This is a genomic window from Curtobacterium sp. 8I-2 (assembly GCF_902506155.1).
GTDB classification, from domain to species: domain Bacteria; phylum Actinomycetota; class Actinomycetes; order Actinomycetales; family Microbacteriaceae; genus Curtobacterium; species Curtobacterium poinsettiae.
This window is the reverse complement of the sequence record NZ_LR732827.1, coordinates 1,325,185-1,348,451: the sequence shown is the minus strand read 5'-3', so window position 1 is coordinate 1,348,451 and position 23,267 is coordinate 1,325,185. Positions and strand designations below refer to the sequence as shown.

The 23,267-nt window shown below is 72.1% G+C and carries 26 protein-coding genes; 16 read left to right on the top strand and 10 right to left on the bottom strand.

Annotated features, from left to right (window positions below):
• The first annotated feature begins 79 nt into the window (after positions 1–79).
• From BOSE127_RS10200 to BOSE127_RS10185, 4 genes are read left to right on the top strand one after another with little or no spacing between them, the layout of a single operon-like run.
• Positions 80–517 carry an Lrp/AsnC family transcriptional regulator gene (locus tag BOSE127_RS10200; RefSeq protein WP_017887694.1) on the top strand — a complete coding sequence of 146 codons (438 nt, stop codon included), beginning with the start codon at positions 80–82 and terminating at the stop codon, positions 515–517.
• Between the two features lie 10 nt (positions 518–527).
• Positions 528–908, top strand: a complete 381-nt coding sequence (locus BOSE127_RS10195) for a hypothetical protein (RefSeq protein ID WP_159557086.1) — start codon at positions 528–530, stop codon at positions 906–908.
• 3 nt (positions 909–911) lie between these two features.
• Entirely contained in the window at positions 912–1,745 is an 834-nt protein-coding gene (locus BOSE127_RS10190; protein ID WP_017887696.1) for a nitroreductase family protein, read from the top strand.
• Positions 1,742–2,503, top strand: coding sequence for a YqjF family protein (locus tag BOSE127_RS10185; RefSeq protein WP_017887697.1), 762 nt, complete (start codon positions 1,742–1,744; stop codon positions 2,501–2,503). Before BOSE127_RS10190 ends, BOSE127_RS10185 begins: the two co-directional genes overlap by 4 nt.
• Here BOSE127_RS10185 and BOSE127_RS10180 read toward each other — a convergent pair.
• A complete protein-coding gene (locus BOSE127_RS10180; protein WP_159557084.1) occupies positions 2,475–3,188 on the bottom strand; it encodes a hypothetical protein in 714 nt (237 codons plus the stop codon). The two genes, BOSE127_RS10185 and BOSE127_RS10180, sit on opposite strands and share 29 nt — an antisense overlap.
• A 92-nt stretch (positions 3,189–3,280) precedes the next feature.
• Here BOSE127_RS10180 and BOSE127_RS10175 point away from each other — a divergent pair, with 92 nt between their 5' ends.
• The 4 genes from BOSE127_RS10175 (at position 3,281) to BOSE127_RS10155 (ending at position 5,629) form a co-directional block, all read left to right on the top strand.
• Complete coding sequence (locus BOSE127_RS10175; protein WP_159557082.1) at positions 3,281–4,276, top strand: SDR family oxidoreductase; 996 nt, start codon at positions 3,281–3,283, stop codon at positions 4,274–4,276.
• Positions 4,273–4,617, top strand: coding sequence for a hypothetical protein (locus BOSE127_RS10170; RefSeq protein WP_071249865.1), 345 nt, complete (start codon positions 4,273–4,275; stop codon positions 4,615–4,617). The genes BOSE127_RS10175 and BOSE127_RS10170 overlap by 4 nt, the downstream gene beginning before the upstream one ends.
• 261 nt (positions 4,618–4,878) lie before the next feature.
• A complete protein-coding gene (locus BOSE127_RS10160) occupies positions 4,879–5,421 on the top strand; it encodes a dihydrofolate reductase family protein (protein WP_236559532.1) in 543 nt (180 codons plus the stop codon).
• A gap of 10 nt (positions 5,422–5,431) precedes the next feature.
• Positions 5,432–5,629 carry a hypothetical protein gene (locus BOSE127_RS10155; protein ID WP_071404495.1) on the top strand — a complete coding sequence of 66 codons (198 nt, stop codon included), beginning with the start codon at positions 5,432–5,434 and terminating at the stop codon, positions 5,627–5,629.
• Positions 5,630–5,722: 93 nt separating this feature from the next.
• Here BOSE127_RS10155 and BOSE127_RS10150 read toward each other — a convergent pair whose 3' ends face one another.
• Positions 5,723–9,292 (bottom strand): bifunctional proline dehydrogenase/L-glutamate gamma-semialdehyde dehydrogenase, encoded by a 3,570-nt coding sequence (locus BOSE127_RS10150; RefSeq protein WP_159557078.1) that lies wholly within the window; start codon positions 9,290–9,292, stop codon positions 5,723–5,725.
• A gap of 128 nt (positions 9,293–9,420) precedes the next feature.
• Here BOSE127_RS10150 and BOSE127_RS10145 point away from each other — a divergent pair, with 128 nt between their 5' ends.
• Positions 9,421–9,900 carry a MarR family winged helix-turn-helix transcriptional regulator gene (locus BOSE127_RS10145; protein WP_159557076.1) on the top strand — a complete coding sequence of 160 codons (480 nt, stop codon included), beginning with the start codon at positions 9,421–9,423 and terminating at the stop codon, positions 9,898–9,900.
• On the opposite strand, the gene BOSE127_RS10140 is transcribed toward BOSE127_RS10145, so the two are convergent.
• The 4 genes from BOSE127_RS10140 to BOSE127_RS10125 are packed head-to-tail and all read right to left on the bottom strand — an operon-like array spanning position 9,897 to position 12,886.
• Positions 9,897–10,604: an anti-sigma factor gene (locus tag BOSE127_RS10140; protein ID WP_017887704.1), complete on the bottom strand. Its 708-nt coding sequence runs from the start codon at positions 10,602–10,604 to the stop codon at positions 9,897–9,899. The genes BOSE127_RS10145 and BOSE127_RS10140 overlap by 4 nt on opposite strands.
• Positions 10,601–11,116, bottom strand: a complete 516-nt coding sequence (locus BOSE127_RS10135) for a sigma-70 family RNA polymerase sigma factor (protein ID WP_017887705.1) — start codon at positions 11,114–11,116, stop codon at positions 10,601–10,603. Before BOSE127_RS10135 ends, BOSE127_RS10140 begins: the two co-directional genes overlap by 4 nt.
• Positions 11,113–11,802, bottom strand: coding sequence for a YceI family protein (locus tag BOSE127_RS10130; RefSeq protein WP_159145890.1), 690 nt, complete (start codon positions 11,800–11,802; stop codon positions 11,113–11,115). Before BOSE127_RS10130 ends, BOSE127_RS10135 begins: the two co-directional genes overlap by 4 nt.
• A gap of 43 nt (positions 11,803–11,845) precedes the next feature.
• The gene (locus BOSE127_RS10125) at positions 11,846–12,886 is read right to left on the bottom strand and encodes a TerC family protein (protein ID WP_159557074.1); all 1,041 of its coding nucleotides are present in this window, start codon (positions 12,884–12,886) and stop codon (positions 11,846–11,848) included.
• 188 nt (positions 12,887–13,074) lie between these two features.
• On the opposite strand from BOSE127_RS10125, the gene BOSE127_RS10120 reads away from it, so the two are divergent.
• Positions 13,075–13,746: an HAD family hydrolase gene (locus BOSE127_RS10120; RefSeq protein ID WP_159557072.1), complete on the top strand. Its 672-nt coding sequence runs from the start codon at positions 13,075–13,077 to the stop codon at positions 13,744–13,746.
• A gap of 12 nt (positions 13,747–13,758) precedes the next feature.
• Here BOSE127_RS10120 and BOSE127_RS10115 read toward each other — a convergent pair whose 3' ends face one another.
• The 3 genes from BOSE127_RS10115 to BOSE127_RS10105 all read right to left on the bottom strand — a co-directional run bounded on the left by BOSE127_RS10115 (position 13,759) and on the right by BOSE127_RS10105 (position 16,099).
• The gene (locus tag BOSE127_RS10115; RefSeq protein ID WP_042537976.1) at positions 13,759–14,286 is read right to left on the bottom strand and encodes an AAA family ATPase; all 528 of its coding nucleotides are present in this window, start codon (positions 14,284–14,286) and stop codon (positions 13,759–13,761) included.
• Positions 14,287–14,351: 65 nt separating this feature from the next.
• Complete coding sequence (locus BOSE127_RS10110; RefSeq protein ID WP_042538049.1) at positions 14,352–15,716, bottom strand: hypothetical protein; 1,365 nt, start codon at positions 15,714–15,716, stop codon at positions 14,352–14,354.
• Between the two features lie 50 nt (positions 15,717–15,766).
• Positions 15,767–16,099 carry a hypothetical protein gene (locus tag BOSE127_RS10105; protein WP_020381114.1) on the bottom strand — a complete coding sequence of 111 codons (333 nt, stop codon included), beginning with the start codon at positions 16,097–16,099 and terminating at the stop codon, positions 15,767–15,769.
• A gap of 72 nt (positions 16,100–16,171) precedes the next feature.
• Here BOSE127_RS10105 and BOSE127_RS10100 point away from each other — a divergent pair, with 72 nt between their 5' ends.
• On the top strand, positions 16,172–17,029 hold the full coding sequence (locus BOSE127_RS10100; protein WP_042537979.1) for an NAD-dependent epimerase/dehydratase family protein: 858 nt from the start codon (positions 16,172–16,174) through the stop codon (positions 17,027–17,029).
• Between the two features lie 86 nt (positions 17,030–17,115).
• On the opposite strand, the gene BOSE127_RS10095 is transcribed toward BOSE127_RS10100, so the two are convergent.
• A complete protein-coding gene (locus tag BOSE127_RS10095) occupies positions 17,116–18,084 on the bottom strand; it encodes a DNA-3-methyladenine glycosylase family protein (RefSeq protein ID WP_201300445.1) in 969 nt (322 codons plus the stop codon).
• A gap of 74 nt (positions 18,085–18,158) precedes the next feature.
• Between BOSE127_RS10095 and BOSE127_RS10090 the strand changes: the two genes are divergently transcribed.
• From BOSE127_RS10090 to BOSE127_RS10070, 5 genes are all read left to right on the top strand, one after another.
• Positions 18,159–19,187, top strand: coding sequence for a 6-phosphofructokinase (locus BOSE127_RS10090; RefSeq protein ID WP_031260061.1), 1,029 nt, complete (start codon positions 18,159–18,161; stop codon positions 19,185–19,187).
• A 227-nt stretch (positions 19,188–19,414) separates the two neighbouring features.
• A complete protein-coding gene (locus tag BOSE127_RS10085; protein ID WP_159557070.1) occupies positions 19,415–20,392 on the top strand; it encodes an MDR family oxidoreductase in 978 nt (325 codons plus the stop codon).
• 79 nt (positions 20,393–20,471) lie between these two features.
• Complete coding sequence (locus tag BOSE127_RS10080; RefSeq protein WP_017887715.1) at positions 20,472–21,140, top strand: GntR family transcriptional regulator; 669 nt, start codon at positions 20,472–20,474, stop codon at positions 21,138–21,140.
• 3 nt (positions 21,141–21,143) lie between these two features.
• Positions 21,144–22,466, top strand: a complete 1,323-nt coding sequence (locus BOSE127_RS10075) for a hypothetical protein (protein ID WP_159557068.1) — start codon at positions 21,144–21,146, stop codon at positions 22,464–22,466.
• Positions 22,463–23,260 carry an ABC transporter ATP-binding protein gene (locus BOSE127_RS10070; RefSeq protein ID WP_159557066.1) on the top strand — a complete coding sequence of 266 codons (798 nt, stop codon included), beginning with the start codon at positions 22,463–22,465 and terminating at the stop codon, positions 23,258–23,260. The genes BOSE127_RS10075 and BOSE127_RS10070 overlap by 4 nt, the downstream gene beginning before the upstream one ends.
• The last annotated feature ends 7 nt before the right edge of the window (positions 23,261–23,267 follow it).

Genomic DNA, 23,267 nt, shown 5'->3' with positions numbered 1-23,267 from the left:
TGACACCCGTTCGGGTGACGCACGTTTCGTGCGCGAGACCCACCGGCCTCGCAACAAGTCCGCGTACGATAGGGGACAAATGGACACGCTCGACCACCGCATCCTGGATCAGCTCCGGGACAACGCCCGCGCCGGCTACGGCGACATCGGGTCGGTGGTCGGACTCTCGGCCTCGGCCGTCAAGCGCCGCGTCGACCGGCTGGTCGGTGACGGTGTCATCCAGGGGTTCACGATCAAGGTCGACCCCGCCGTCGAGGACCGCGGCACCGAGGCCTGGGTCGAGCTCTACTGCCGCGGCACCGTGTCACCCGACGAGCTGCGTGCCCTGCTCGACACCGTCCCCGAGGTCATCGACGCCGGCACGGTCACCGGCAGCGCCGACGCCGTCGTACACATGCGTTCGAAGGACCTGTCCGCGCTCGAAGAGGCGCTCGACAAGGTCCGCCTCGCTCCCCAGGTCGACCACACCCGCTCCGCGATCGTGCTCTCCAAGCTCGTCAGTCGAGAGACCGCGTAACGTCCCACGCATGGGACGGAAGACGGCCGGGAGGCGCGGATCACCGCCCGCGGGATCGCGTCCGGCCCGGCAGCTGGTCACCGCTGCGGGCCTCGCCTACGTCGCGAACTGCCTGTGGGGCACCGCGGTCGCCGTGCGGCTGATCCGCACGAAGAAGCTCCGCGTCGTGCACCACGGGCTGTTCGTCGTGACCGCGACCCTGACCGGTGTCGCCGCAACGACCCCCGTGTGGACGCGCGACCGGACCGCGCTGTTCCTGCTGCCGGCACTCGTGCCGCTGGCGGTCGCTCCACGCACGAACCCACGCGCCGGAGCACACTGGAGGGTCGCGGTCGCCGCAGCACCGTCCTACCTGGGGGCCGTGCTCGCCCGCAGGCGATCAGAGAGGTGAGCAGTGGAGCTGTTCGAGGCCATCCGACGACGACGCACGACGAACGGGCCGTTCCTGCCCGATCCGGTGTCGGAGGAGCACCAGCGGCTGCTCATGGAGCTCGCCGGACGGGCGCCGTCGCAGCTCAACAGCCAGCCGTGGCGCTTTGTACTGGTCGAGGAGCGCGAGACGATCGACCGCGTCGCCGAGATCAGCGGCAGCTCGATGACCCGCACCATGGCCGCGGGCACGTTCTTCGAGCGGTACAAGCCGTACTTCCGGTTCTCGAAGGCCGAGATGGACGAGCGGCGCGACGGGATGCTGTTCGACAAGCTCCCCGGGCCGCTGCGGCCGTTCACGAAGCAGGTGTTCACGAAGCGCGGGCAGCTGCTCATGAACACGCTCCGGGTGCCGCAGACCCTGGGTGAGGAGAACCGGAAGCTCGTCGCCGGGTCGCCGCTGCTGCTCGGCGTGATGCTCGACCGCCACGAGTACCGGAAGGAGGAGCTGTCCGGCTTCTACTCGGTGTTCAGCATGGGCGCGGCGATGGAGAACATCTGGCTCGCGACGACCGAGCTCGGCCTGGGGATCCAGTTCGTGTCCTTCCCGATGGAGACCCCCGGCGCGTGGGAGGAGATCGAGGGACTGCTCCGCGTGCCCGAGTCGCTCGAGCTGATGGCCGTCTACCGGATCGGGTACCTGCCCCCGGAACGACGACGGCCGGCCATCGACTGGACGTCGAGCGAGCGGAAGCGTCCCTCGCAGTACGTGTTCCGCGGCACCTGCGACACCCCGCAGCGCGGGTGGGACGACGCACCCGTCGCAGCCCACATCGAACCGGAGGCGACCACATCGTGACCGACACCCGACCCACCCAGAGCGCCCCGGGCCTCCAGCCCGTCGCCCCCGGCCTGCCGGGCCGTCCCTGGATCTCGCAGGACTGGCTCGACGTCGTCTTCGTGCACTGGCGCGTCGACGTGTCGGCGGTGGCGCCGCTGCTACCGGCCGGCACACGGCCCGACACGATGGCGCTCGACGGCACCGACGACGGCGTGACCACCTGGGTGGGCCTCATCGCGTTCCGGTTCGAGGACACCCGGTTCCCGCCGTTCTCGACCGGGAGCATCGGCGACTTCGTCGAGCTGAACGTCCGCGTCTACACGGTCGACGAGCAGGGACAGCGCGGGGTGGTGTTCCTGTCGCTCGACGCCGGCAAGCTCCTGCCGACCATCGGGGCGCGAGTCGCGACGGGCCTGCCGTACCGGTGGGCGGTCGCCGAGTCGCGCAGCGGTGACGGCCGCGTCGGGTACGCGATGCGTCGGCACGGCACCCACCTGCGGTCGATGCTCGACGTCCGGATCGGTGAGGCGCTCGACGAGCCGGGGCCCCTCGAGACGTTCCTGACCGCGAGGTGGGGCATGCACGTGCACCGGGCCGGACGGACGCGGTTCTGGCCGAACGAGCACGAGTCGTGGCCGTTGCACCGGGCCTCGGTGGTGTCGCTGCGGGACGACCTGGTCGGAGCGGCCGGGCTGCCCTTCGGGCTGACCGAGCTCGAGCCGGACTCGGTGCTCTACTCGCCGGGGGTCACGACGCGGTTCGGTCGGGGGCGCTGAGCGGATCGGTGCCCGGCTCCGGTCCCGGTCGCTGACCCTCGACGGCCTCCGCCCCGTCGAGGTCGGGCTCGGCCGTCCTCGACGCGGCTCGCCAGTTCAGCACCGCGACGACGACGGCGACCGGGATGACCAGGACGCTCCACCCGATCCACAGCGATGCGTGCGCTTCGTCGACGACCGGGACCGTCAACGCCACGACCGCGAACACGGCCGCCACCACCGCGACGGCCGCCGACGCCACCGCACGACCGCGCCGCTCGAACCGCGTCGGGTCGTCGCGTCGCATCGTGTACAGGCCGGTGGCGGCGACCAGGTACCCGATCAGGAGCGTCCGTGCTCCCACCGCGAAGGCGAACACCGACAACGCGACGCCGACCACGTTCCACACGAGGACCCGTGTGCGATGCAAGCGCCAAGCCTCCACCCGACTCGGGTACCAGTACGCACGCCGCCCGGCGACCGCGAGCACGAACGCACCGACCAGCACCACGGCACCGACCGGGATCACGACGGGCAGGGCGGGACGCTGCAACCAGATGCCGATCGCAACGATCGCCATCACCCCGACTGCCAGAGCCGTCGGCGGACCCCACCACTGCTCGGGGACGATCGGCGTCCGGCTGATCCAGCGCGGCTGCGGCTCCGCGTCCGGCTCGGGTTCCACGGGGTCGTCTCGCGTGTCCACACCACCATCATGCTCGGCCACCGCCCTGAGGCACGGGTCGTCGGGGGACAGCGGCTGAGTGGTGCACGGCCGACCGCAGGTACAAGGGAGCCATGACTCGAGTGGCAGTGGTGACCGGTGGATCCGCAGGACTGGGACGGGCGACCGTCCGGGAGCTCGCCGCACGGGGGTGGGACGTGGCCGTCCTGGCCCGCGGGCAGGAGGGCGTCGACGCCGCCGTCGCCGAGGTCGAGGCCGCCGGGCGACGCGGGCTGGCCCTGGTCGCCGACGTCTCCGACCGCGACGCCGTCGAGGCCGCGGCCGACCGGGTCGAGCGGGAGCTCGGACCGATCGACCTGTGGGTGAACGGCGTGATGGTCGGGGTGTTCGGGAAGTTCCTCGACACCGCCCCGGAGGACTTCGAGCGGGCGCTGCACGTGACCTACCTCGGCTTCGTGAACGGCACCCGGTCGGCGTTGTCACGGATGGTCCCCCGCGGTCGTGGGCACGTGATCCAGGTCGGTTCGGCGCTCGGGTTCCGCGGGATCCCCCTGCAGGCCGCGTACTGCGGCGCGAAGCACGCGATCGTCGGGTTCACCGAGTCCGTCGTCTCCGAGCTGCGCGAACAGGGCAGCAAGGTCAAGGTGTCCCGCGTGGACATGCCGGCGCTCAACACGATCCAGTTCCAGTGGGTGAAGTCGAAGCTGCCGCACCACCCGCAGCCCGTCGCCCCGATCTACCAGCCCGAGGTCGGTGCCCGGGCCATCGCCGCGGTGGCCGAACGACCGCACAGCCGCACCTGGGTGGGCGAGTCCACGGTCTACACGATCCTCGGCAACCGGATCAGCGGACGCTTCGCCGACTGGTACGCCGCCAAGACCCTGGTCGACGGGCAGCAGGCTCCGGACAAGGACGGCCTCGAGATGCGGGACAACCTGTACGAGCCGGTGCCGGGCGACCATGGTGCACACGGGGTCTTCGACGAGTCCGCGCACGCCTGGTCGCCGCAGACCTGGTGGGTGGAGCACCGCCGGGTCGGCAACGGGATCATCGGGGCGGTGCTCGGTGCCGCCGGGGCCGTCGCCCTCGTCGCGGGACGCCGACGATGAGCCGCCGGTCGTCGACCGTGTCCGGAGCAGCCGTCGTCGAGCTGGCCCGAGCTGGGCTCGGCCTGTGGCACCTGAGCCGTGCGGCCCGAGGGTCGGACCAGGCGGCGCTGCACGGCGTGCTCGGGATCCGACAGCTCGGACAGGCCGTGCTCGTCGCGCGGGCGGGTTCCGGCAACGCGCACACCCTGAGCGCCGTCGTGGACACCCTGCACGGCGTGACGATGGTGCCGCTGGCCGTCGCCGATCCCCGTCGCCGCCGGTTCGCGCTCGACCAGCTCTGGATCGCCGCCGCCCTGGCGATCGCCGAGGCAGCGGTCGTCGGTCGCGGCAGTCGGCGCTGAGTGCTGTCGGGGGTGCTCGGTAGCGTCCCCGGCATGAGCACGATCTACTCCGTCGCGTCCTCGCTGGACGGCTTCGTCGCCNTCGTGGACACCCTGCACGGCGTGACGATGGTGCCGCTGGCCGTCGCCGATCCCCGTCGCCGCCGGTTCGCGCTCGACCAGCTCTGGATCGCCGCCGCCCTGGCGATCGCCGAGGCAGCGGTCGTCGGTCGCGGCAGTCGGCGCTGAGTGCTGTCGGGGGTGCTCGGTAGCGTCCCCGGCATGAGCACGATCTACTCCGTCGCGTCCTCGCTGGACGGCTTCGTCGCCGCGCCCGACGACGACCTCGACTGGCTGCTGCAGTTCGGCTTCGAACCGTTCCAGGAGCACCACGACCGATTCTACGCGGGCGTCGGCGCGATCGCGATGGGGTCGACGACGTACGAGTGGCTGCTCGAGCACGACGACACGTGGGCGTACCCGGACCTGGCGACGTGGGTGTTCACGACGCGAGACCTGCCGGTGCCGGACGGTGCCGACGTGCGCTTCGTCTCCGGCGAGGTCGGCGACCACCAGGCCGACCTCGAGCGCGTGGCCGACGGCCGTGACGTCTGGGTCGTCGGCGGCGGACTGCTCGCGGCGCAGTACCAGCAGGCGGGCATCCTCGACGAGCTGCGGGTCACCGTGATGCCGGTCGCGCTCGGTGCCGGAGCACCCCTGCTGCCGGTCGCCGCACCGACGCCGGTGTTCGAGCTCGTCGGCACCACGCGGTTCGACGGCGGGGCGGTCGAGCTCCACTACCGTTCCGCAGCAACCGCGGCGTAGCGTCCGGAGCATGAGCGACAACGAGCAGACCGAGCCCGTCATGGACGGTGCCACCGATGCCACGAACCACGAGAAGCTGCAGGGCCTGATCGAGCAGGTCGACCACGACCACGCCGGTGAGGGTGCGGGCGCGATGGCGGACCACCTGCGCGACCGCATGGACGAGACCGGCGTCGAGGACGAAGAAGCGGGTGACGCCGAGGACTGATCCTCGGGGCACTTCGTGAGCAGAAGAGGTCGGGTCCCGTCTGGGGATCCGACCTCTTCTGCTCACGAAGCGAAACGCAACGCGCGGAACTGCTCAGACGCGCAGCTCGGAGAACTCGCTGTCGACGTCGCCGAACCGGTGCGCGGTGATCGACACCGACTGCTCGCGCAGGTACGGCAGCATCTCGATCACGCCGGCCTCGACCACGGGGGCGTCGTGGATCGCGACGTCGATGCTCGCGCCCAGTGCTTCTTCGAGGGCCTGGGAGTCGCCGCCGAGCAGCCGGATGCGGGCCCCGGGACCACCGAACGCCGTGTGTGCCGGGCGGTCCTGCCCCTGTGACAGCACGGCCTCGAGCGCGTCGACGGGCTCGTCGTCCTGACCGCTGGACCAGTCCGCCTGGAACACCGCCCCCGACGACGCGCGGGCGTGGAACTCCTGGTCGGACTCGACCAGGTGGTCGACGACGTCGAGCGGCGACCGGTTCCCCGCCAGCAGCTGGGTGAGGGGGCCGGGCAGCGGCCGAGCCGTGCTCAGCAGGACGTGCGCCCGTGCCGAGGTCGCCGCGACGAGCGTCCGGACGAGGTCCACGGTCGAGGCGTTCTCGGCCTGGCGCACGATGACGGACTGGGGACGGTGACGCAGCACGTTCCGCTGCACCACGAGTCCCGCCAGGTCCTGCGAGCGGAACAGGGTCTCGCGTGCACGGACGTCGCTCAGGGCACCGGCGCGCACACGGTCGAACTCCTCGAACGACAGCCCGCTGCGTGCGGCCTCGATCACCGCGGTCACGCGCGGGGGCAGGCCGTGCAGCTGGATGCTCCGGTGCACCGTGCGGGGCGTGGGCAGCCACCTGCCGAGCGTCGCGACGTACATCGGACCGCCGGCCTTGGTGCCGGTACCGACCGACGAACCCTTCCAGCCGCCGAACGGCTGGCGCCCGACGACGGCACCGGTGGTGCCGCGGTTGACGGAGAGGTTGCCGGCGCGGACACGGGCGAGCCACTCGGACACCTCGTCGACGTCGAGCGAGTGGATGCCCGCCGTCAGCCCGAAGTCGGTGCCGTTCTGGATCGCGATGGCCTGCTCGAGGGTCTCGGCCCGCATGATGCCGAGCACCGGGCCCGAGTACACGGTCTGGTGGAAGTCGCTGCCGGGGCGGACACCGTCGCGGATGCCCGGCGACCAGAGCCGACCGGAGTCGTCGACCGCCTCGGGCTGCACGAGCCAGGACTCCCCCGGGCCGAGCTCGGTCAGACCCTGACGGAGGGCGCCCTGCGGCTCCGTGATGAGCGGGCCGACCTGCGCCGTGGGGTCGTCGGGCCACGCCACCCGGAGCGTGCGGGTGGCGTCGACGAGCTGCCGCTGGAAGCGCTCGCTCTCGCCCACCGACCCGACCAGGATCACCAGCGACGCCGCCGAGCACTGCTGTCCGGCGTGCCCGAAGGCGGACCGCACGATGTCCTGCACCGCCAGGTCCAGGTCGGCGCTCGGCGTGACGACGATGGCGTTCTTGCCGCTCGTCTCGGCGTTGAGCGGGAGCCCGGCACGCCACCAGCGGAACGAGCGGGCGGTGTCGGACGAGCCGGTCAGGATGATGCGGTCGACCGTGGGGTGGCCGACGAGGTCGCGGCCGAGTTCGTCCTCGGCCAGGTCGACGAGCTGCAGCAGCGAGTGCGGCACCCCGGCGTCCCAGAGCACGTCGGCGAGCACGGCCCCCGAGCGCTTCGCTTCGGGTGCGGGCTTGAACACGACACCGCTGCCCGCGGCGAGCGCGGCCAGCACGCCCCCGGCGGGGACCGCGACGGGGGAGCTCCACGGTGACACGACGACGGTCAACCGTGGCGGCACGTACTGCGCGCCCTCGACGTCCCCGAGGCGGCGAGCGCGCTCGGCGTAGTAGTGGGCGGCGTCGACGGCGTCGGTCACCTCGGTGTCGGCCTCGGTGAAGGTCTTGCCGGTCTCGGCGGCCATGACCTCGATCAGGTCGGCGCGGCGGGTCTCGAGTTCGTGCCCGATGAGGTCGAGGAGCTCGGCGCGGTCGGACGGGTCCTGTCGGCCCCAGTTCACTCCGGCCTGGGCGGTCCGGGCCATGATCCGCTCGAGCTTGGAGCGGTCGGCGACCTTCGCCCCACGGATCGTCTGCGCACCGAGCTGCGAGCGCGGCACCCGGCGCAGGACGTCGAGTGCCCAGGCCCGGTTCGCGGCGACGGACGGGTCGGTGTCGGGGGCGTTCCGGAACGCGTCCCGCAGGACCGGTTCACCGAGCGCGCGGTGGCGGTCCTGGGTGCGGTGGCTGGCGGGGACGGGTTCGTCGAGTGCGGCGACGGATGCCAGGAACCGGCTGTGCTCCCGCTCGAACACGCTGGCGTCGTGGTCGATGTCGGACGCGGCGGCGAGGAAGTTCTCGGGGCTGGCGCTCTCCTGCAGGCGGCGCGCCAGGTACGCGATGGCGGAGTCGAACTCGTCCGGCTGGACGACGGGCGTGTAGAGCAGGATCTGCCCGACGTCGGCGCGGACGGCGTGTGCGTGGGTGGACGCCATGCCGAGCAGCATCTCGACGTCGACGGCGTCGGTCACCCCGCGCCGCTGGGCGAGCACCCACGCGGTGGCGAGGTCGAACAGGTTGTGCCCGGCGACCCCGATCCGCACGGCGTCGGTGCGTTCCGGCGTCAGCGCGGCGTCGAGCATCCGGAGGTAGGCGGTGTCGGTCTCACGCTTGCTGCCCCAGGTGGCGAGGGGCCACCCGTGCACGATCGCGTCGACGTGTTCCATCGCGAGGTTCGCGCCCTTGACGAGCCGCACCGTGATCGGGGCTCCGCCGCGCGACCGGCGTTCCTGCGCCCACTCGGTCAGCGCGTCGAGCGCTCCGGCGGCGTCGGGCAGGTAGGCCTGCAGCACGATGCCGGCCTGCAGGTCGGCGAACTCGTCACGGTCGAGCAGCGTCCGGAACACGGCGAGGGTGACGTCGAGGTCGCGGTACTCCTCGATGTCGAGGTTGATGAACTTGGCGGGGCGTCCGGCGGCCGTCGGCGCCGCGGCCAGGCGGTACAGCGGGACGAGCCGGTCGACGACGCGCTCGACGGTCTGGTCGAAGGCCCACGGCGAGGTCTGCGGCACGACGGCGCTCACCTTGATCGACACGTGGTCGACGTCGTCGCGGGCGAGCAGGTCCATCGTGCCCTGCAGGCGTCGGTCGCTCTCGGCGCTGCCGAGGACGGCTTCGCCGAGCAGGTTCACGTTGAGGCGGGTGCCCGGTCCGCGGAGCTTGGCGAGCGCGGGACCGAGCTTGCTCGTGCTCGCGTCGATCACCAGGTGCCCGGTCATCCGTCGCAGGATCCGGCGCGCGGTGGGGATCACGGCCCACGGCGCCATGGTGGCGAACCCGCCACCCAGCGTCACCGCACCGCGCAGGTACCAGGCGAGGAAGTCGGGGACGTCACGGCTCAGCTGCTCGAGGTTGCGCGCGGCGACCCGGGGGTCTTCGGGACGGACGACCTTGTCGACGAAACCACGGGTGAAGTCGAGGCCCTGCTCGTCGCGCAGGACCTGGGCCAGACGGGCCGCACCCGGGTCGGGCTTCACCCCGGCGGACGCCGCCAGCCACCGGCGCACGAGCGCGACGGCGTCATCGGTGGTGTCCTGGAGGCGAGCACTCGGCATCCCCCGATCGTATGCCGCACGTCCGACGCGGCCTCGGAGCACGCCGTACGTCGGCCAGGAGTCATCCGAGCGGATGAAAGCACCCGTGGCGCGGTCCGATGCCCCGCCCGGTGGATACGCTGGTCGGCATGTCGACGGAGGGCAACGGTGGCCACGACTGGGTCACCTGGGACGCGTACCACGACGCCTGGCGACGGCTCGACCGGGCGCTCGACCGGGCCGTCCAGGCGGGAGCCGGCATCTCGGTCCCCGAGTTCGAGATCCTGATCGGCCTGCACCGCGACCCCGACCACCGTCTGCGCGTCCGGGACATCGCCACGGGGATCGGCTGGGAGAAGTCGCGCGTCAGCCACCAGGTCACGCGGATGGTGGCCCGCGGCCTGGTCGAGCGCGCCGACTGCCCGAGCGACGCGCGCGGCAGCTGGGTGGTCATGACCGCGGACGGTCGTCGAGCGGTGCTCGCCGGCATCCGCGCGCACACCGGTGCGCTGGAGGACCTGTTCTGGAGGCCCGTGGGGACCGACGCCGAGACGCTGCGGTCCGTCAGCGCGCACGTCCAGGACGCCATCGGCCCCGACGACGCTGCGGACGAGGCCGACGCCGGCTAGAGCGTGACGACGGCGAGCGCGCCGCGCTCACCGCGCAGCCGCACCTGGACGCTCCTGATGTCGTCGCGCGGGATGTCCGTCGAGGCCGACAGCCCGCGCGCATCCGCACCGGCAGCCGTCCACGAGCCGACGGTCTGCGTCGTGCCGTCGTTCCGGACGACGACGAGGTCGTAGAGGATCGACCCGTCGGGGGACCACGCCTTGCCGCCGTACGAGCACCCCCAGTCGAAGCGGGTGCCCCACTGCTCGCCGCTGACGGCCAGCTTGACGTCGAGGCCCTGCACGCCGCTCATGTCGTACCGGTCGGCGGTGGCCGCAGCGGTCGGCGCGGAGCCGGCCTGCACCGTGGTGCGCTCCCCCGCTGCCCCGACCGCGAGCCCGCCCAGGACGGCGGCGACCACCGCGAGCCCGGCGGTGGCGGCGACCCAGACCCGGCGACGGCGGCGACGGTGTCGGACGCGGTGCGCGACGGAGGCGAGGTCGCTCTCGGAACGGGTGTCGGGCCTCCCGTCCGGTTCCGCGATCTCGATCGCCTGGTCGGCCGGCAGCTTGCCGAGCAGACCCGGCAGACCGACCAGCTCGGCGACGGCGGCCGCACAGCGGTCGCAGTTCTCGATGTGTCGCTCGTACTCCAGGCGCTCGCTCGCCGGGAGCGACCCGAGGACGTACGCCGCATCCCACTCTGCGTACTTGTCGTCGCTCATCGGGTCACTCCTCGTTCCTGCAGTGCGAGCCGGAGGGCTCGCAGCCCGTAGTGCAGCCGCGACTTGGCGGTGCCCTCCGGGATGTCGTGTCGTCGTGCGATCTCCGGCACCGTGTGCCCGAGCCAGTACGCGTCGACCACCACGCGGCGGTGGTCCGGGGTCAGCGACGCGAGTGCGTCGGCGACCACGATCCGGTCCAGCACGGCGTCCGTGCTGTCCGACTCGATCCGTTCCACCTGGTGTTCGGTGCCGTGCTCGCGCCGGTTGTGTGCGGACCGCGCCTCGTCCACGACCAGGTTGCGCGCCACCGTGAACAACCACGCCCGTGCGCTGTCGGGTGCCCGTTCGAGCACGGCCGGGCGCTGCCAGGCGCGGACCATCGCCTCCTGCACGACGTCCTCGACCGTCGAGCCGTCCCGCGTGAGGTGCCGGACGTACCGCGTGAGCGCGTCACCGTGCTCGCGGTACAGCGTCGCGAGCAACTCGTCCGCGGAACGGCTCGTCACGGTCACTTCCCGAGGTCGAGGGAGAACTCGACGGAGCCCTTCCCGTCCACGGTGACGAAGCCGAGCGAGGGGGCCTTCACGCCGTAGTCGGCGAAGGTGATCGGCACGGTGCCGGCGACCTGGACGGTGCCGCCCTTGCCGACCGCGACCTGCGCGTCGGCCGTGACCGGCTTCTCGACGCCGTGCAGCTCCATCGTGCCGGTCAGGGTGACGGCCTGCGTGGAGCCGTCGAGCGCCTTCGTGACGTCGACGGGCTTGGTGAGCTCGAACGTCGCCGTCGGGTACTTGTCGGTCTGCAGTGCCGTGGAGCGGAAGTACTCGTCGCGTGCGGCTTCGGGGGTGCTGATCTTGCCGACCTGCACGGTGACGGACGCCTTGGTGAGCGAGCCGCCGTCGACGACGGCAGTGCCCTTGACGTCCTTCGTGCGACCGACCACGTTCACATCATTCCCCTGCAGGACCTCGTGCACCCGGTACCCGGCGTACGAGCTGCTCTTGCTGGTCCAGGTGCCGTCGGCGTCCTTCGCGTCGAGGGTGCCGGACGAGGACGCCGACAGCGAGGGTGCTGCCGCGGCCTGGCCGTTGACGGTGTTCGCGTAGATGACCGGGCCGGCGATGACGGCTGCTGCCGCCACGACGACGACGCCGGCGGAGATCCCGATGATGACCTTGGTGCGTTTGCGGAGTGCCATACCCAGACAACGAGGGAGCGGAGCGGATCGTTCAAACGGGTTTTCAGTCGGAGGTCCGGGCGGGGTCCTGGTCGGCTCGGTCCTGGTCGATCTCGGCTGCGCCGTCGTCGGTCGCGGGGGTCTCGCCGCGCATGCGCACGAGGCTCGCCAGCATCGACACGGCCATCGCGGCGACGATCACGAGCAGGGACACCCACGTGTTGATCTCCGGTGCCCACTCGATGTGGTGGCCGCCGTTCAGGAACGGCAGCTCGTTGTCGTGCAGCGCGTGCAGGACGAGCTTGACACCGATGAAGGCCAGGATCACCGCGATGCCGTACTTCAGGTAGACCAGGCGCTCGAGCAGACCGCCGAGCAGGAAGTAGAGCTGGCGCAGGCCCATCAGGGCGAAGACGTTCGCGGTGAACACGATGAAGGGACTCTCGGTGATGCCGAAGATCGCCGGGATCGAGTCGAGCGCGAACAGCAGGTCGGTGGTGCCGATCGCGATGAGCACGACGAGCAGCGGCGTGAAGTGCCGGACGCCGTCGTGGTGGGTGCGGAACTTCATGCCGTCGAACGTGTCGGTGAGGCGGACCCGGCGGCGCAGCAGCCGGACGATGAAGCTGTCCTTCTGGTCGTCCTCGTCCTCGCCGCGGAGCTGCTGGATCGCCGTCCAGATCAGCCAGGCACCGAAGATGTAGAAGATCCACGAGAAGTTCTCGATGAGCTGCGCGCCGACCAGGATGAAGATCCCGCGGAGCACGAGCGCGATGATGATGCCGAGCAGCAGCACCTCTTGCTGGATCTTCTTCGGCACCGAGAAGCGCGCCATGATGATGACGAACACGAACAGGTTGTCGATGCTCAGGCTGTACTCGGTCAGCCAGCCCGCCAGGAACTGCCCGGCCGAGTCACCGCCGGCGAAGACCAGCATCAGCACCGCGAAGACCAGCGCCAGCCCGACGTAGACGCCCACCCAGATGCCGGATTCGCGCAGCGTCGGCACGTGCGGGCGACGCGCGACGATGAGCAGGTCGGCGAGCAGGATCGCGACCAGGGCGATCATCGAGCCGACTTCGAACACGACGGGGAGCTCGGGCATGCGGAGCCTTCCTTGCTGGTGGTGGGGCGGGCCGCTTCGTGAGTGGCCCGGACCAGTCTCCGGCATGATCCGGGCGGTGGCGAACCCCGGGGCTGCGTGCGGCGGACAGTGCTGTGCACCTCGCAGGGGTCCGCAGCTGTTCACCTCGCAGGGTCCGCCCGGACCGGGAGCGGCCCTAGCCTGGGCACGTGGGGACTCCGCGAGCGATCGGCTTCGACCTGGACGGCACGCTGTTCGACCACCACGGGTCGGCTCGGGCGGGCGTGACCCGGTTCCTGCAGGGCTTCGGCGTCGAGGCCACGGAGGCGGTCCTCCGCGACTGGTTCACGGCCGAGGACGAGCAGTTCGAGCGTTGGCGGTCCGGGGCGATCAGCTTCCAGGAACAGCGACGCGCACGGCTCCGCACGGTCCTGCCGCCGCTGGGCGTCGAGGTGCCCGAGGACGACGCCGGCTTGGACGCGGTGTTCGACGACTACTCGGGTGCGTACCGGGAGGCATGGCGGCTCTTCCCCGAGAGCCTGCCGCTGCTGCACGAGCTGCGCGAGCACGGACACCGCCTCGGGCTCCTGACGAACGGCACGGAGACCCAGCAACGCGACAAGCTCGCGCGGACCGGCCTGGCCGACGCGTTCGACGTCGTCTGCACCTCGGAACGCATCGGGTTCCAGAAGCCGGACGTCCGCGCGTTCGGAACCCTGGCGCGGGAGCTCGGCGTGGACCCGGCGGACTGTCTCTTCGTGGGCGACGACCCCGAGCGCGACGTGGTCGGTGCCAGGGCGGCCGGGATGCGGGCGGTGCTGGTCGACCACGGGCAGCCGGAGCGCCCCGGCATCCGGGAGCTCGTGCTGTCAGCGCTCTGACGTCACCGCCGGTCAGCGCTCTGACGTCACCGCGTCCGCGACGGCGCGGGCGACCTCGCTGGCCGGGGTGTCGGTCGCGTCGATGACCTCGGCCTCGGCGTGCAGCCAGCCGCGCGCCGCTTCGGCGTAGGCGTCGACGTACGCGAACCGGAACGTCGACGGGCCCACGATCGGGTCGTGCTGGATCCGGTCGCGGAGCGTCGGCTCGTCGACGTGCAGCACGAAGTGCCGGACCGGGATGCCGTGGGCGGCGAGTCCCGCGGCGATCTCGCGCCAGTAGGCCTCGACCAGGACCGTCATCGGCATGATGAGCGGTCCGCCCACGTAGTCGTGCACCCGGCGGGCGGTCTCGACCACGAGCGGCCGCCACGGGTCCCAGTGCTGGAAGTTGTCACTGGCCGGCAGCCCCGGCGTGACGTCCATCAGCACCTCGCCGACCTTCTCGGCATCGAGGACCCGCGAGCCGGGCAGCAGCGGCTGGAGCAGTCGGCTCGTCGTCGTCTTGCCCGCCCCGTGTGTTCCGTTCAACCAGACGATCACACCAGGACCCTAGCCGCCGACCACCCCGTGGGGCGGTCGGCGGCCGGTTGTCGATCGACGAACGATCAGCGACCGCTGAGGTCGTACGGGCTCATCGTCGAGTCGACCGTCGTCATGTACCCACCCCCGGCGAGCGCCGTGGGCAGCGTGATGGTGCGGAGCACGGACGGCGTCGCACCGGCGGTGTCGATCTGGGTGATCTTCCCCTCGTCGCCCCGCGTCACGAACACACTGCGGCCGTCGTCGGTCGCGGCGGTGAACCGCACCGACGCCCCGGTGGCGGGCTGTCCGGCGACGGGGCCCTTGCGCAGCGGCGTGAGCGCGACCGAGGTCGTCCGGCCGGAGTAGACGCCGTCGGCCTGCTTGCGCACCAGGACGAGCGAGTCGCCGGTGCCCGACGTCAGCGCGACGGCGGCGAACCGCGCGGTCACGGCGACCCGGGTGAAGGAACCGGTGCCGAGGTCGACGCTGCTGATCCTTCCCGACGACGTCGACGAGGTGGTCAGGTAGGCGGGGACGGCGTTCCACGGGGTCCCCGCGGCCGTGGTGCCGGCCTGGGTGCCGACCACGGTCGTGCCGTCCGGTGCCATGCGGGGCCGGTAGCTCTGCACGCTCGGCTTCGGGTAGGCGACGGACCGGGAGCCCGTGAAGCCGGTCCGTGTCACCCGGACGGTCTGCACGCCGGCGGCCAGGTCGGAGCCGATCACCGTCCCGGTGGCGTTGACGATCGGGCCGTGCGGGTAGGCGCCGAGGGGCGTGGTCGCGACGGGGCGCGGGTGGGTCGCACCCTGCATGATCGCGGACACGGAGTAGGCGTCGAGTCGTCCGCCCGCGGTGACCACCAGGCGCAGGGGGCTGCCGACCAGGAACGTCTCGACCTCTTCGGTGCCGCGCTTGCCCGTCGTGGCGAGCTGCACGGCCGAGGTGTCGATCCGAGCAGTGTGCTCCGTCTTCCGCCGCAGGTCGATCACCGTGACCCGCTGGCGCTCGGAGCCGTCGAAGTCGGACCCGACCGCCAGGTGACGCCGCGCCGTGTCGGTGGACAGCCAGCCGGCGCGCTCCCACCGGCCGTCGCCGTTCGGGATCGCGTAGTGCTGCGCGATGCGGGCCGTACCGCGGGGGCCGATGGCCAGGACGTCGAGCTGCGGCTTCGACTCGTCCATGAACGCGATCTGCCCGTGGCCGAGCTGCACCGAGCCCGCGTGGGTGCCGAACTCGATCCCGCTCAGGGTGGCGGTCCGCCTGCCGGTCACGGCGTCGTTGACGTACACGCGCTTCGCGGTCGGGTCGGCCGTGACGAGCCAGCTGTGGTGGGCGGTCCGGGTCACGGTGGGTGCAGCCGAGGCGGGGACGGCGATCGCGGTGGCGACGAGCGGGACGAGCCCCGCGATGACGAGTGCCGGGAGGAGACGTGGAGGTCGAGCGGACATGGAGCTCCTGAGTGCGGTGCGGATGAGGGTCATCTAGACGATAACCGTTCTCATCTAGGCGAGACACTCCAGAACTGTACGAAGACGCTCAGCATCCCGACGAAGGGGATGGCACCCACGGCCACCGACAGGGCAGCGAAGCAGATCGCCGGCGTCCTGGCTTCGAGTCCGCGGAGCCGCACCGCAGCGACGAGCGCGCCGACCGCGAACGGGAACGTCCCGAGCACGGCGTACAGCGGCCACGACAACGGCGCCCACGACGCAGCGCTCTCCCCCACGGCTCCGACGGAGACGATCGAGCCGGCGACGACGAGCGCGATCTCGACGAACGGGGGCACGGCGATCGCCACGTCACGCACCACCCGTCGCCGCTGCCGCCCCATGCGCCGACCCTAGTGATCCGTGATGTGCGCGCCTCCCCGCCTTCCACCAACCGGCCGTGCCAGTGTCGAGCCGTGCAGAACTCCACGACAGTCGTCATCGCCGGATGCGGCGACCTCGGGACCGAAGCCGGCCTGCGCTTCGCCGACCAGGGCCACCGCGTGATCGGACTCCGCCGCCGCGCCGAGCTGGTCCCCGCGCCGATCACCGGCCGGAGCGTCGACCTGCGCCACGAGGTCCCCGCGATCCCGGCCGACACGAGCGTCGTCGTCGTGGCCTTCGCCGCCGGCAGCCGCGACGTCGACGAGTACCGCGCCACCTACGTCGACGGTCTGCGCAACGTGCTCGACGGCATCGACGCCTCGGACGCCGACCCCCGGGTGCTCGTCGTGTCCTCGACCGCGGTCTACGACGTCGCCGACGGCAGCGAGGTCACCGAGGAGACCCCGGCGCGTGGTGCGACCCCGACCGCCGAGGTCCTGGTCGAGGCCGAGGTCCTGCTGCGCGAACGGTCTCCCGGCGCCGTGCTGGTCCGGCTGTCGGGCGTCTACGGCCCCGGCCGCGAGCGACTCATCGACCAGGTCCGGTCCGGGTCCGCGCGACTGGCGCCGGGCACCTCACCGCACACAAACCGCATCCACCGCGACGACGCTGCCGCCGCACTCGTGCACCTGGCGGCGCTGCCCGACCCGGCACCGCTCTACCTGGGTACCGACGACGAGCCGAGCCGACTGGACGACGTGCTGCGGTTCCTGGCCGACGAGCTCCACGTCGCCGAGCCGTCCACCGGCGAGGGCGACGCACGGCAGGCCGGCGGCGACAAGCGCCTGTCCAACACGCTGCTCCGGTCGACGGGGTGGACACCGCAGTACCCGACGTTCCGCGAGGGCTACCGCGCCGTCCTGGCCGGCGAGGGCACCCGCCACCCCTGACACCCTGCGAGACACCGGTGTTCACGCTCCGAACACGCGCGTGCCGGTGTGCGACGCGCGAACACCGGTGTTCTGCGGACGACCGCTCAGTGGCCGCGGTGGTCCTGGATCGTGATCCGCGGCCCGAACGACGGCTTCCGGAACCCCGAGCCGGCGATCAGGCGCACGATGCGCTCCCGGTGCCCGCGCCAGGGCTCGAGCAGCTCGAGCATCCCGTCGTCGTCGACCGGCGAACCGGTCAGCGCCCAGCCGACGAGCGCCGGCACGTGGAAGTCCCCCACGCTCGGTGTGTCCGGGTCGCCGTGGGATCGCTGCGCGGTCTCGGCGGCGGTCCACCGGCCGACCCCGGGGATCGACTGCAGCTTCGTGGACACGGCCTCGCCGCCGCGGCCGTGCGCCAGGGTCCGCTCGAGTGCCGGCGCGAGCTGCACGGCGCGCATCACGGTCGCCGAGCGCCCCGGTTCGATGCCGGCCCGGTGCCACTCCCAGCTCGGGATCCGAGCCCACGTCCGGGCGTCGGGCGGCACCATCATGCCCGCGGGTGCCGGGCCGGGCGCCGGGGTGCCGTGCCGACGGAGCAGGTACCGCCACGCGCCCCACGCCTGACGCGAGGTCACCTTCTGCTCCATGATCGCCGGCACGAGCATCGCGACGACGGTGTTCGTGCGGAGCAGCCGGAGCCCGGGCTGCCGGTGTCGTGCCGCGGCCAGGAACTCGTTGCCGGAGACGTCGAACGACGACCAGTCGTCGCCGCGACCGAGCAGCTCAGGAGCGTGGGAAACGGCCCAGGGCGCTCCGCTCCCCCACGCCGAGACCGCGATGGTGTCGCCGGCCCGCCGGATCGCGACGGAAGCGGGGCCGGAGGGCGTCTGCAGCGCGAGCCACACGACACCGCCGGCCACCTGGAAGGCCGGGTCGCCGGAGCCGCGCTGCAGGGGCCGCAGGGTCGACGCGACGTCCACCGCGCCTCCAGGCCGGTACACCGTGTCGACGCGCGACGCGTCACCGGACGCACCAGCGTCGTCGACGGCGGCGGCGGAAGCGAGCAGGGACACACGGGGATGGTAATGCTGAACCACCGTCAGTCATGATGGGCAGTGATCCCCACCACCCGACGACGGAGTTCACCATGCGCATCGGCATCCTCACCTCCGGAGGCGACTGCCCCGGCCTGAACGCGGTCATCCGCGCGATCGTCCTCAAGGGCATCGCCATCTACGGCCACGACTTCGTCGGCTTCCGCGACGGGTGGCGCGGCGTGGTCGACGGCGACATCGTCCCGCTCGGCCGCAAGGACATCCAGGGCATCGCGAAGCAGGGCGGCACCATCCTCGGCACCAGCCGCACGAACCCGTTCGAGGGCCCCAACGGCGGGGTCGAGAACATCGAGCGGATGCTCGAGAAGCACGGCATCGACGCCATCGTCGCGATCGGCGGCGAGGGCACCCTGGCCGCCGCGAAGCGCCTCACCGACGCCGGGCTGAAGATCGTTGGCGTGCCGAAGACCGTCGACAACGACCTGGGTGCGACCGACTACACGTTCGGCTTCGACACCGCCGTCGCCATCGCGACCGAGGCCATGGACCGCCTGCGCACCACGGGCGAGTCGCACTCGCGCTGCATGGTCGCCGAGGTGATGGGCCGGCACGTGGGCTGGATCGCGCTGCACTCCGGCATGGCAGCGGGCGCGCACGCGATCCTCATCCCCGAGCAGAAGACGAGCATGGAACAGATCGCGAAGTGGGTGCGGGCCGCCTACGACCGCGGTCGTGCCCCGCTCGTGGTGGTGGCCGAGGGCTTCGTCCCCGACCACGAGGACACCGCGCACACCGAGCGTGGCCTCGACGCCTTCGGGCGCCCGCGGCTCGGTGGCATCGGCGAGCGCCTCGCGCCGCTCATCGAGGAGATGACGGGCATCGAGACGCGGGCCACGACCCTGGGGCACATCCAGCGCGGCGGCACGCCGACGGCGTACGACCGGGTGCTGTCGACCCGGCTCGGCCTGGCGGCGATCGACTCCGTGGTCGAGGAGCGCTGGGGCCGGATGGTGGCGCTCCGGGGCACCGAGATCGAGCACGTCTCGTTCGAGGAGGCGCTCGGCGAGCTCAAGACGGTGCCGCAGGCGCGCTTCGACGAGGCCGCCATCATGTTCGGCTGAGTGGGCTGGGCCGGGCTGGGGGCTGGGGGCTGTTTCGGGCGCACCTGGTCGAATCGGGCGTACCCCGTCGGTTGTTCCGCCCCGGTACGCCCGATCCCACCAGCCATCGCGCACGTTCTGGGAAAGAGCGGGCAGACCGCCGGGCGCGACCGGCTCGGCGATGACGCGCCAGCGGCATGCCGGGCGCGCCGACCGAGCCTGCGAGGGAGGGGGGTAGCGTCCGGCGCATGACCCGCGCCGTCCTCGTGTCCAGTGCAACCCCGCCCACCGTCACCGACGTCGACCTGCCGGATCCGGCCGAGGGCGAGGTCCTGGTCGACGTCACGTACTCGAGCGTCAACTACAAGGACGGGCTGGCCCTGGCGCGGAACCCCGGTGTCGCTCGGCTCGACCCGCTCGTTCCGGGGATCGACGTCGTGGGCACGGTGTCCGGGCTCGGTCCCGGCGTGCACGAGGTGGCGATCGGCGACCGGGTGGTGCTGAACGGTGCCGGCCTGGGTGAGAGCAGGCACGGGGGCTGGGCGGCGCAGGCGGTCGTGCCGTCCGGATCGCTCGTCGTGCTGCCCGAGACGATCGACGACTCGTTCGCGGCGGCCATCGGCACGGCGGGGTTCACCGCGATGCTCAGCGTGCTGGCGCTCGAGCGCTTCGTCGCGCCGGACGACGGGCCGGTGCTCGTGACCGGCGCGTCCGGCGGGGTCGGCACCGTGGCGATCGCCCTGCTCGCGGCCCGCGGGTACCGGGTGACGGCGTCGACGGGTCGCTCGGCCAACACGGACTCGCTCCGCCGGCTCGGTGCCACCGAGATCATCGAACGCGGCACACTGTCCGAGCCGGGCAAGCCGATGCAGCGTGCCACGTGGGCCGGAGCGGTGGACAGCGTCGGCGGGGCCACCCTGGCGAACGTGCTGGCCTCGACCCGGTGGGGTGGCGCGGTGACGGCCTGCGGGCTGGCGCAGGACTCCGCGCTGCCGACGACCGTGCTGCCGTTCATCCTGCGGTCGGTCTCGTTGCTCGGCATCAACTCCGTCGACGCCCCACCGGAGCTCCGCCGTCGAGCGTGGGACCGGCTGGCGACCGACCTCGACGCGGCGCTGCTGGCCGACGTCACCCGCACCGTCACGCTCGAGCAGGCGATCACGGTCGGCGCCGAAGTGGTCGCAGGGCGGGTGCACGGTCGCACCGTGGTCGCCGTTGCGGGCTGAATCCCGGCGTTTTTTAGCAAACGTTTGCATATTGGCACGCTAGGATTTCGAGTGTCGATTTCGTCCTCGAGGAGATGACATGCCGGTCCCCAAGTCCACCGTGGAGAGCTCTCCCCGGAAGCTCCTGCGCGACGTCGTCTACGACAAGATGCTCGCGGCGCTCCGTGACGGCACGCTGCAGCACGGCGAGCGCCTGAACGACGACGAGCTGGTCCAGTGGCTGGGTGTGAGTCGCACCCCGATCCGTGAGGCGATCGCGAAGCTCGTCGACATCGGACTGGTCGAGATGGAGGCGAACCGGTACACCCGCGTCGCCACACCCACCTTCGACGACTGGGTCACCGCGACCCGCGCGACCGCCGGGTTCTTCGAGCTCAGCCTGCGCTGGGGCGTCCCCGAGTACAGCGACGAGGACGTCGAAGCCCTCACCGCGCTGCTCGACAAGGCCGACCGCATGCGCAAGGTGCGGGACTACGGCTTCAGCGGCGCCCTCACCGAGATCATCGAGTTCGCCGTCGAGCACTCCGGCAACCCCCTGGTGCAGAACGCGGCCGTGGGTGCCATGGAGCGGGTCCGCTTCACGCTCAACCCGACGCCGCCGTTCGAGCAGTACGGGTCCGAGGCGTTCTTCTCGATCCTGCGCGAGGCCCTCACCGAGCGCGACGGTGAAGGGGCCGCCGAGGCCGGTCGAGCCCTCACCCGCAACTTCGAACAGCACATCGAGGCGGTCCGCGCCGACCGCGGCTGACCCGTGGTCGTCGGCGAGTGGGGTGACGCCGACCCCTGGGCGGCGGCGAACGACGACGCCTACGCGTCCCTGCTCGCCCACGTCCGCACCGGCCCGCGTGGACCGGTGCCCGTCGACCTCGACGCACTGGGGTGGGAGTGGGGCACGCCTCGCGGCCGGGTCCGTGCAGCGGCGGCTCGCCTCGAGGACCTCGGCATCCTGTCCCGGCGCCCGGACGGCTCGTGGTGGTACGACGAACTGTCCGACGCCGACCTCTCGGACACGCTCGACTTCTGGGTCGCGCTGGTCGGCCCGGCCCTCCGCGCGACCATCCCGGCGCTCACCCCTCAGCTCCACGCCGAACTCGACCGCCGGGTCGCGCGGGCTCGCACCACTGCGGCACTCCGGTTGCCGGAGTACCCGACGGTGTTCTCCGCCGCCTGCCAGTTCTGGTTCGAGCACTCCCCGAACACCCTGGTGCGCAGCCTGGGCCTGCGTGCGTTCGAGCGGATGCGGTGGGCCCGGGTCCCGACGCAGCTCTGGTCGGTCCACGAGGTGCACACCTGGTTCGCCACCACGTCCCGCGCGGTGGAGTCCGGTGACCCGGCCGTGGCGACGGCGGCGGCCGAGGTCATGGACGGGCTGTTCGAGGTCCACCGGCGGAACGTCGGGATCCCGCGGACGCACCGCCCGGCGGACGACACCACCGAAGACCGCGTCGGTCCGGTCGGCCGTACCCTGCTGCGAGACGTCCGCTCCGGCGCGTTGGCGGTGGGGTCCACGCATCGGCTCGAGGACCTCGTGACACGGACCGGTGCCACACCCGAGCAGGTGCACGGAGCACTGCGCTGGCTGCACGACCTGGGGCTCGTCGAGGACGACGGCGGCCGGTACCGCGTCGGGCAACCGTCGCTCGCAACCTGGCGCGACACGATGGAGCTGCTCACCGGCGTCTTCACCCACGGCGCCGTCCACGTCCTGCCCGGCCTGCGGGGCCCCGCGCTCGAGGAGTTCCGCACGCTCGTCGCACGGGCACGCGCGGACGGCCAGGTGCGCGATCACCGGTACACGGAGAGTTCGTTCGCGGTCACACGCTTCCTGTCCGAACAGTCCGGCAACCGCTGGGTGCGTGAGGCCCTGCGCCTCGCGATGGCCCGGCTCGCCTACGCGTTGCCCGAGGCACCCGCGTTCCGGCAGTGGGACGCAGAAGCGCTCTGGCTCACGCTCGACGCGGCCGCCGGCAGCGGCGACGTCGAGACCGCCCGAGCCGCTGCCCGCCGGTTCGTCGACGTCGCACGAGCCCACGTGGACGACGTCACGGCGCGGTGGGGCACGATGGGGTCATGACCGACGAGCGCGACGACGTCCTGATCCACGCCACCGGGGTCCGCGTCACGCGCTCCGGCCGCGAACTGCTGCACGACATCGACCTGACCGTCCGCCGCGGCGAGCACTGGGCGCTGCTCGGACCGAACGGTGCCGGCAAGTCCACCCTGCTCGCCGTCCTCGGCGCGACCGGACACCCCACCGCGGGCACGGTCGAGGTCCTCGGTCGCCGACTCGGACGCGTCGACGTCCGCGAACTCCGTCAGCACATCGGCCACGTCGACCCCCGACACCGCATGCTGTCGCCGCTCACCGTCCTCGAGACGGTGCTGACCGGCCTGACCGGCACGACGGACCTCATGATGCGGTGGGAACCCTCGGCCGAACAGGTCGCCCTGGCCGAGCAGCACGTCGCCGACGTGGGGCTCACGGCGCGACGGGACGCCCGGTGGCCGGTGCTGTCGCAGGGCGAGCGGGGCCGCGCCCTCATCGCCCGGGCCCTGATGTCCGAGCCCCAGCTGCTCCTGCTCGACGAGCCCGCGACCGGGTTGGACGTCGCCGCCCGGGAGCACCTGCTCGAGACCGTCGACGCCCTGCGGCACCGGCACCCGGGCCTCGGCAGCGTCATGGTGACCCACCACCTGGAGGACCTGCCGGCCTCGACGTCGCACGCGATGCTCCTGCGCGACGGCGCCGCGGTGGCCCAGGGCACCTCGGACCAGGTCATCACGTCGTCGGCGGTGTCGCACGCGTTCGACTTCCCGCTCGCGATCCTGCGGGCCGAGGGGCGCTGGGCCGCACGCCGATCCGCCTGACGCGTGC

What these genes read in the sequence shown, in the direction of transcription:
- BOSE127_RS10200 (WP_017887694.1), top strand. Translation starts at nt 80, where the DNA reads ATGGACACGCTCGACCACCGCATCCTGGATCAGCTCCGGGACAACGCC.
- BOSE127_RS10195 (WP_159557086.1), top strand. Translation starts at nt 528, where the DNA reads ATGGGACGGAAGACGGCCGGGAGGCGCGGATCACCGCCCGCGGGATCG.
- BOSE127_RS10175 (WP_159557082.1), top strand. Translation starts at nt 3,281, where the DNA reads ATGACTCGAGTGGCAGTGGTGACCGGTGGATCCGCAGGACTGGGACGG.
- BOSE127_RS10170 (WP_071249865.1), top strand. Translation starts at nt 4,273, where the DNA reads ATGAGCCGCCGGTCGTCGACCGTGTCCGGAGCAGCCGTCGTCGAGCTG.
- BOSE127_RS10160 (WP_236559532.1), top strand. Translation starts at nt 4,879, where the DNA reads ATGAGCACGATCTACTCCGTCGCGTCCTCGCTGGACGGCTTCGTCGCC.
- BOSE127_RS10155 (WP_071404495.1), top strand. Translation starts at nt 5,432, where the DNA reads ATGAGCGACAACGAGCAGACCGAGCCCGTCATGGACGGTGCCACCGAT.
- BOSE127_RS10150 (WP_159557078.1), bottom strand. Translation starts at nt 9,292, where the DNA reads ATGCCGAGTGCTCGCCTCCAGGACACCACCGATGACGCCGTCGCGCTC.
- BOSE127_RS10145 (WP_159557076.1), top strand. Translation starts at nt 9,421, where the DNA reads ATGTCGACGGAGGGCAACGGTGGCCACGACTGGGTCACCTGGGACGCG.
- BOSE127_RS10140 (WP_017887704.1), bottom strand. Translation starts at nt 10,604, where the DNA reads ATGAGCGACGACAAGTACGCAGAGTGGGATGCGGCGTACGTCCTCGGG.
- BOSE127_RS10130 (WP_159145890.1), bottom strand. Translation starts at nt 11,802, where the DNA reads ATGGCACTCCGCAAACGCACCAAGGTCATCATCGGGATCTCCGCCGGC.
- BOSE127_RS10125 (WP_159557074.1), bottom strand. Translation starts at nt 12,886, where the DNA reads ATGCCCGAGCTCCCCGTCGTGTTCGAAGTCGGCTCGATGATCGCCCTG.
- BOSE127_RS10110 (WP_042538049.1), bottom strand. Translation starts at nt 15,716, where the DNA reads ATGTCCGCTCGACCTCCACGTCTCCTCCCGGCACTCGTCATCGCGGGG.
- BOSE127_RS10105 (WP_020381114.1), bottom strand. Translation starts at nt 16,099, where the DNA reads ATGGGGCGGCAGCGGCGACGGGTGGTGCGTGACGTGGCGATCGCCGTG.
- BOSE127_RS10090 (WP_031260061.1), top strand. Translation starts at nt 18,159, where the DNA reads ATGCGCATCGGCATCCTCACCTCCGGAGGCGACTGCCCCGGCCTGAAC.
- BOSE127_RS10085 (WP_159557070.1), top strand. Translation starts at nt 19,415, where the DNA reads ATGACCCGCGCCGTCCTCGTGTCCAGTGCAACCCCGCCCACCGTCACC.
- BOSE127_RS10080 (WP_017887715.1), top strand. Translation starts at nt 20,472, where the DNA reads ATGCCGGTCCCCAAGTCCACCGTGGAGAGCTCTCCCCGGAAGCTCCTG.
- BOSE127_RS10070 (WP_159557066.1), top strand. Translation starts at nt 22,463, where the DNA reads ATGACCGACGAGCGCGACGACGTCCTGATCCACGCCACCGGGGTCCGC.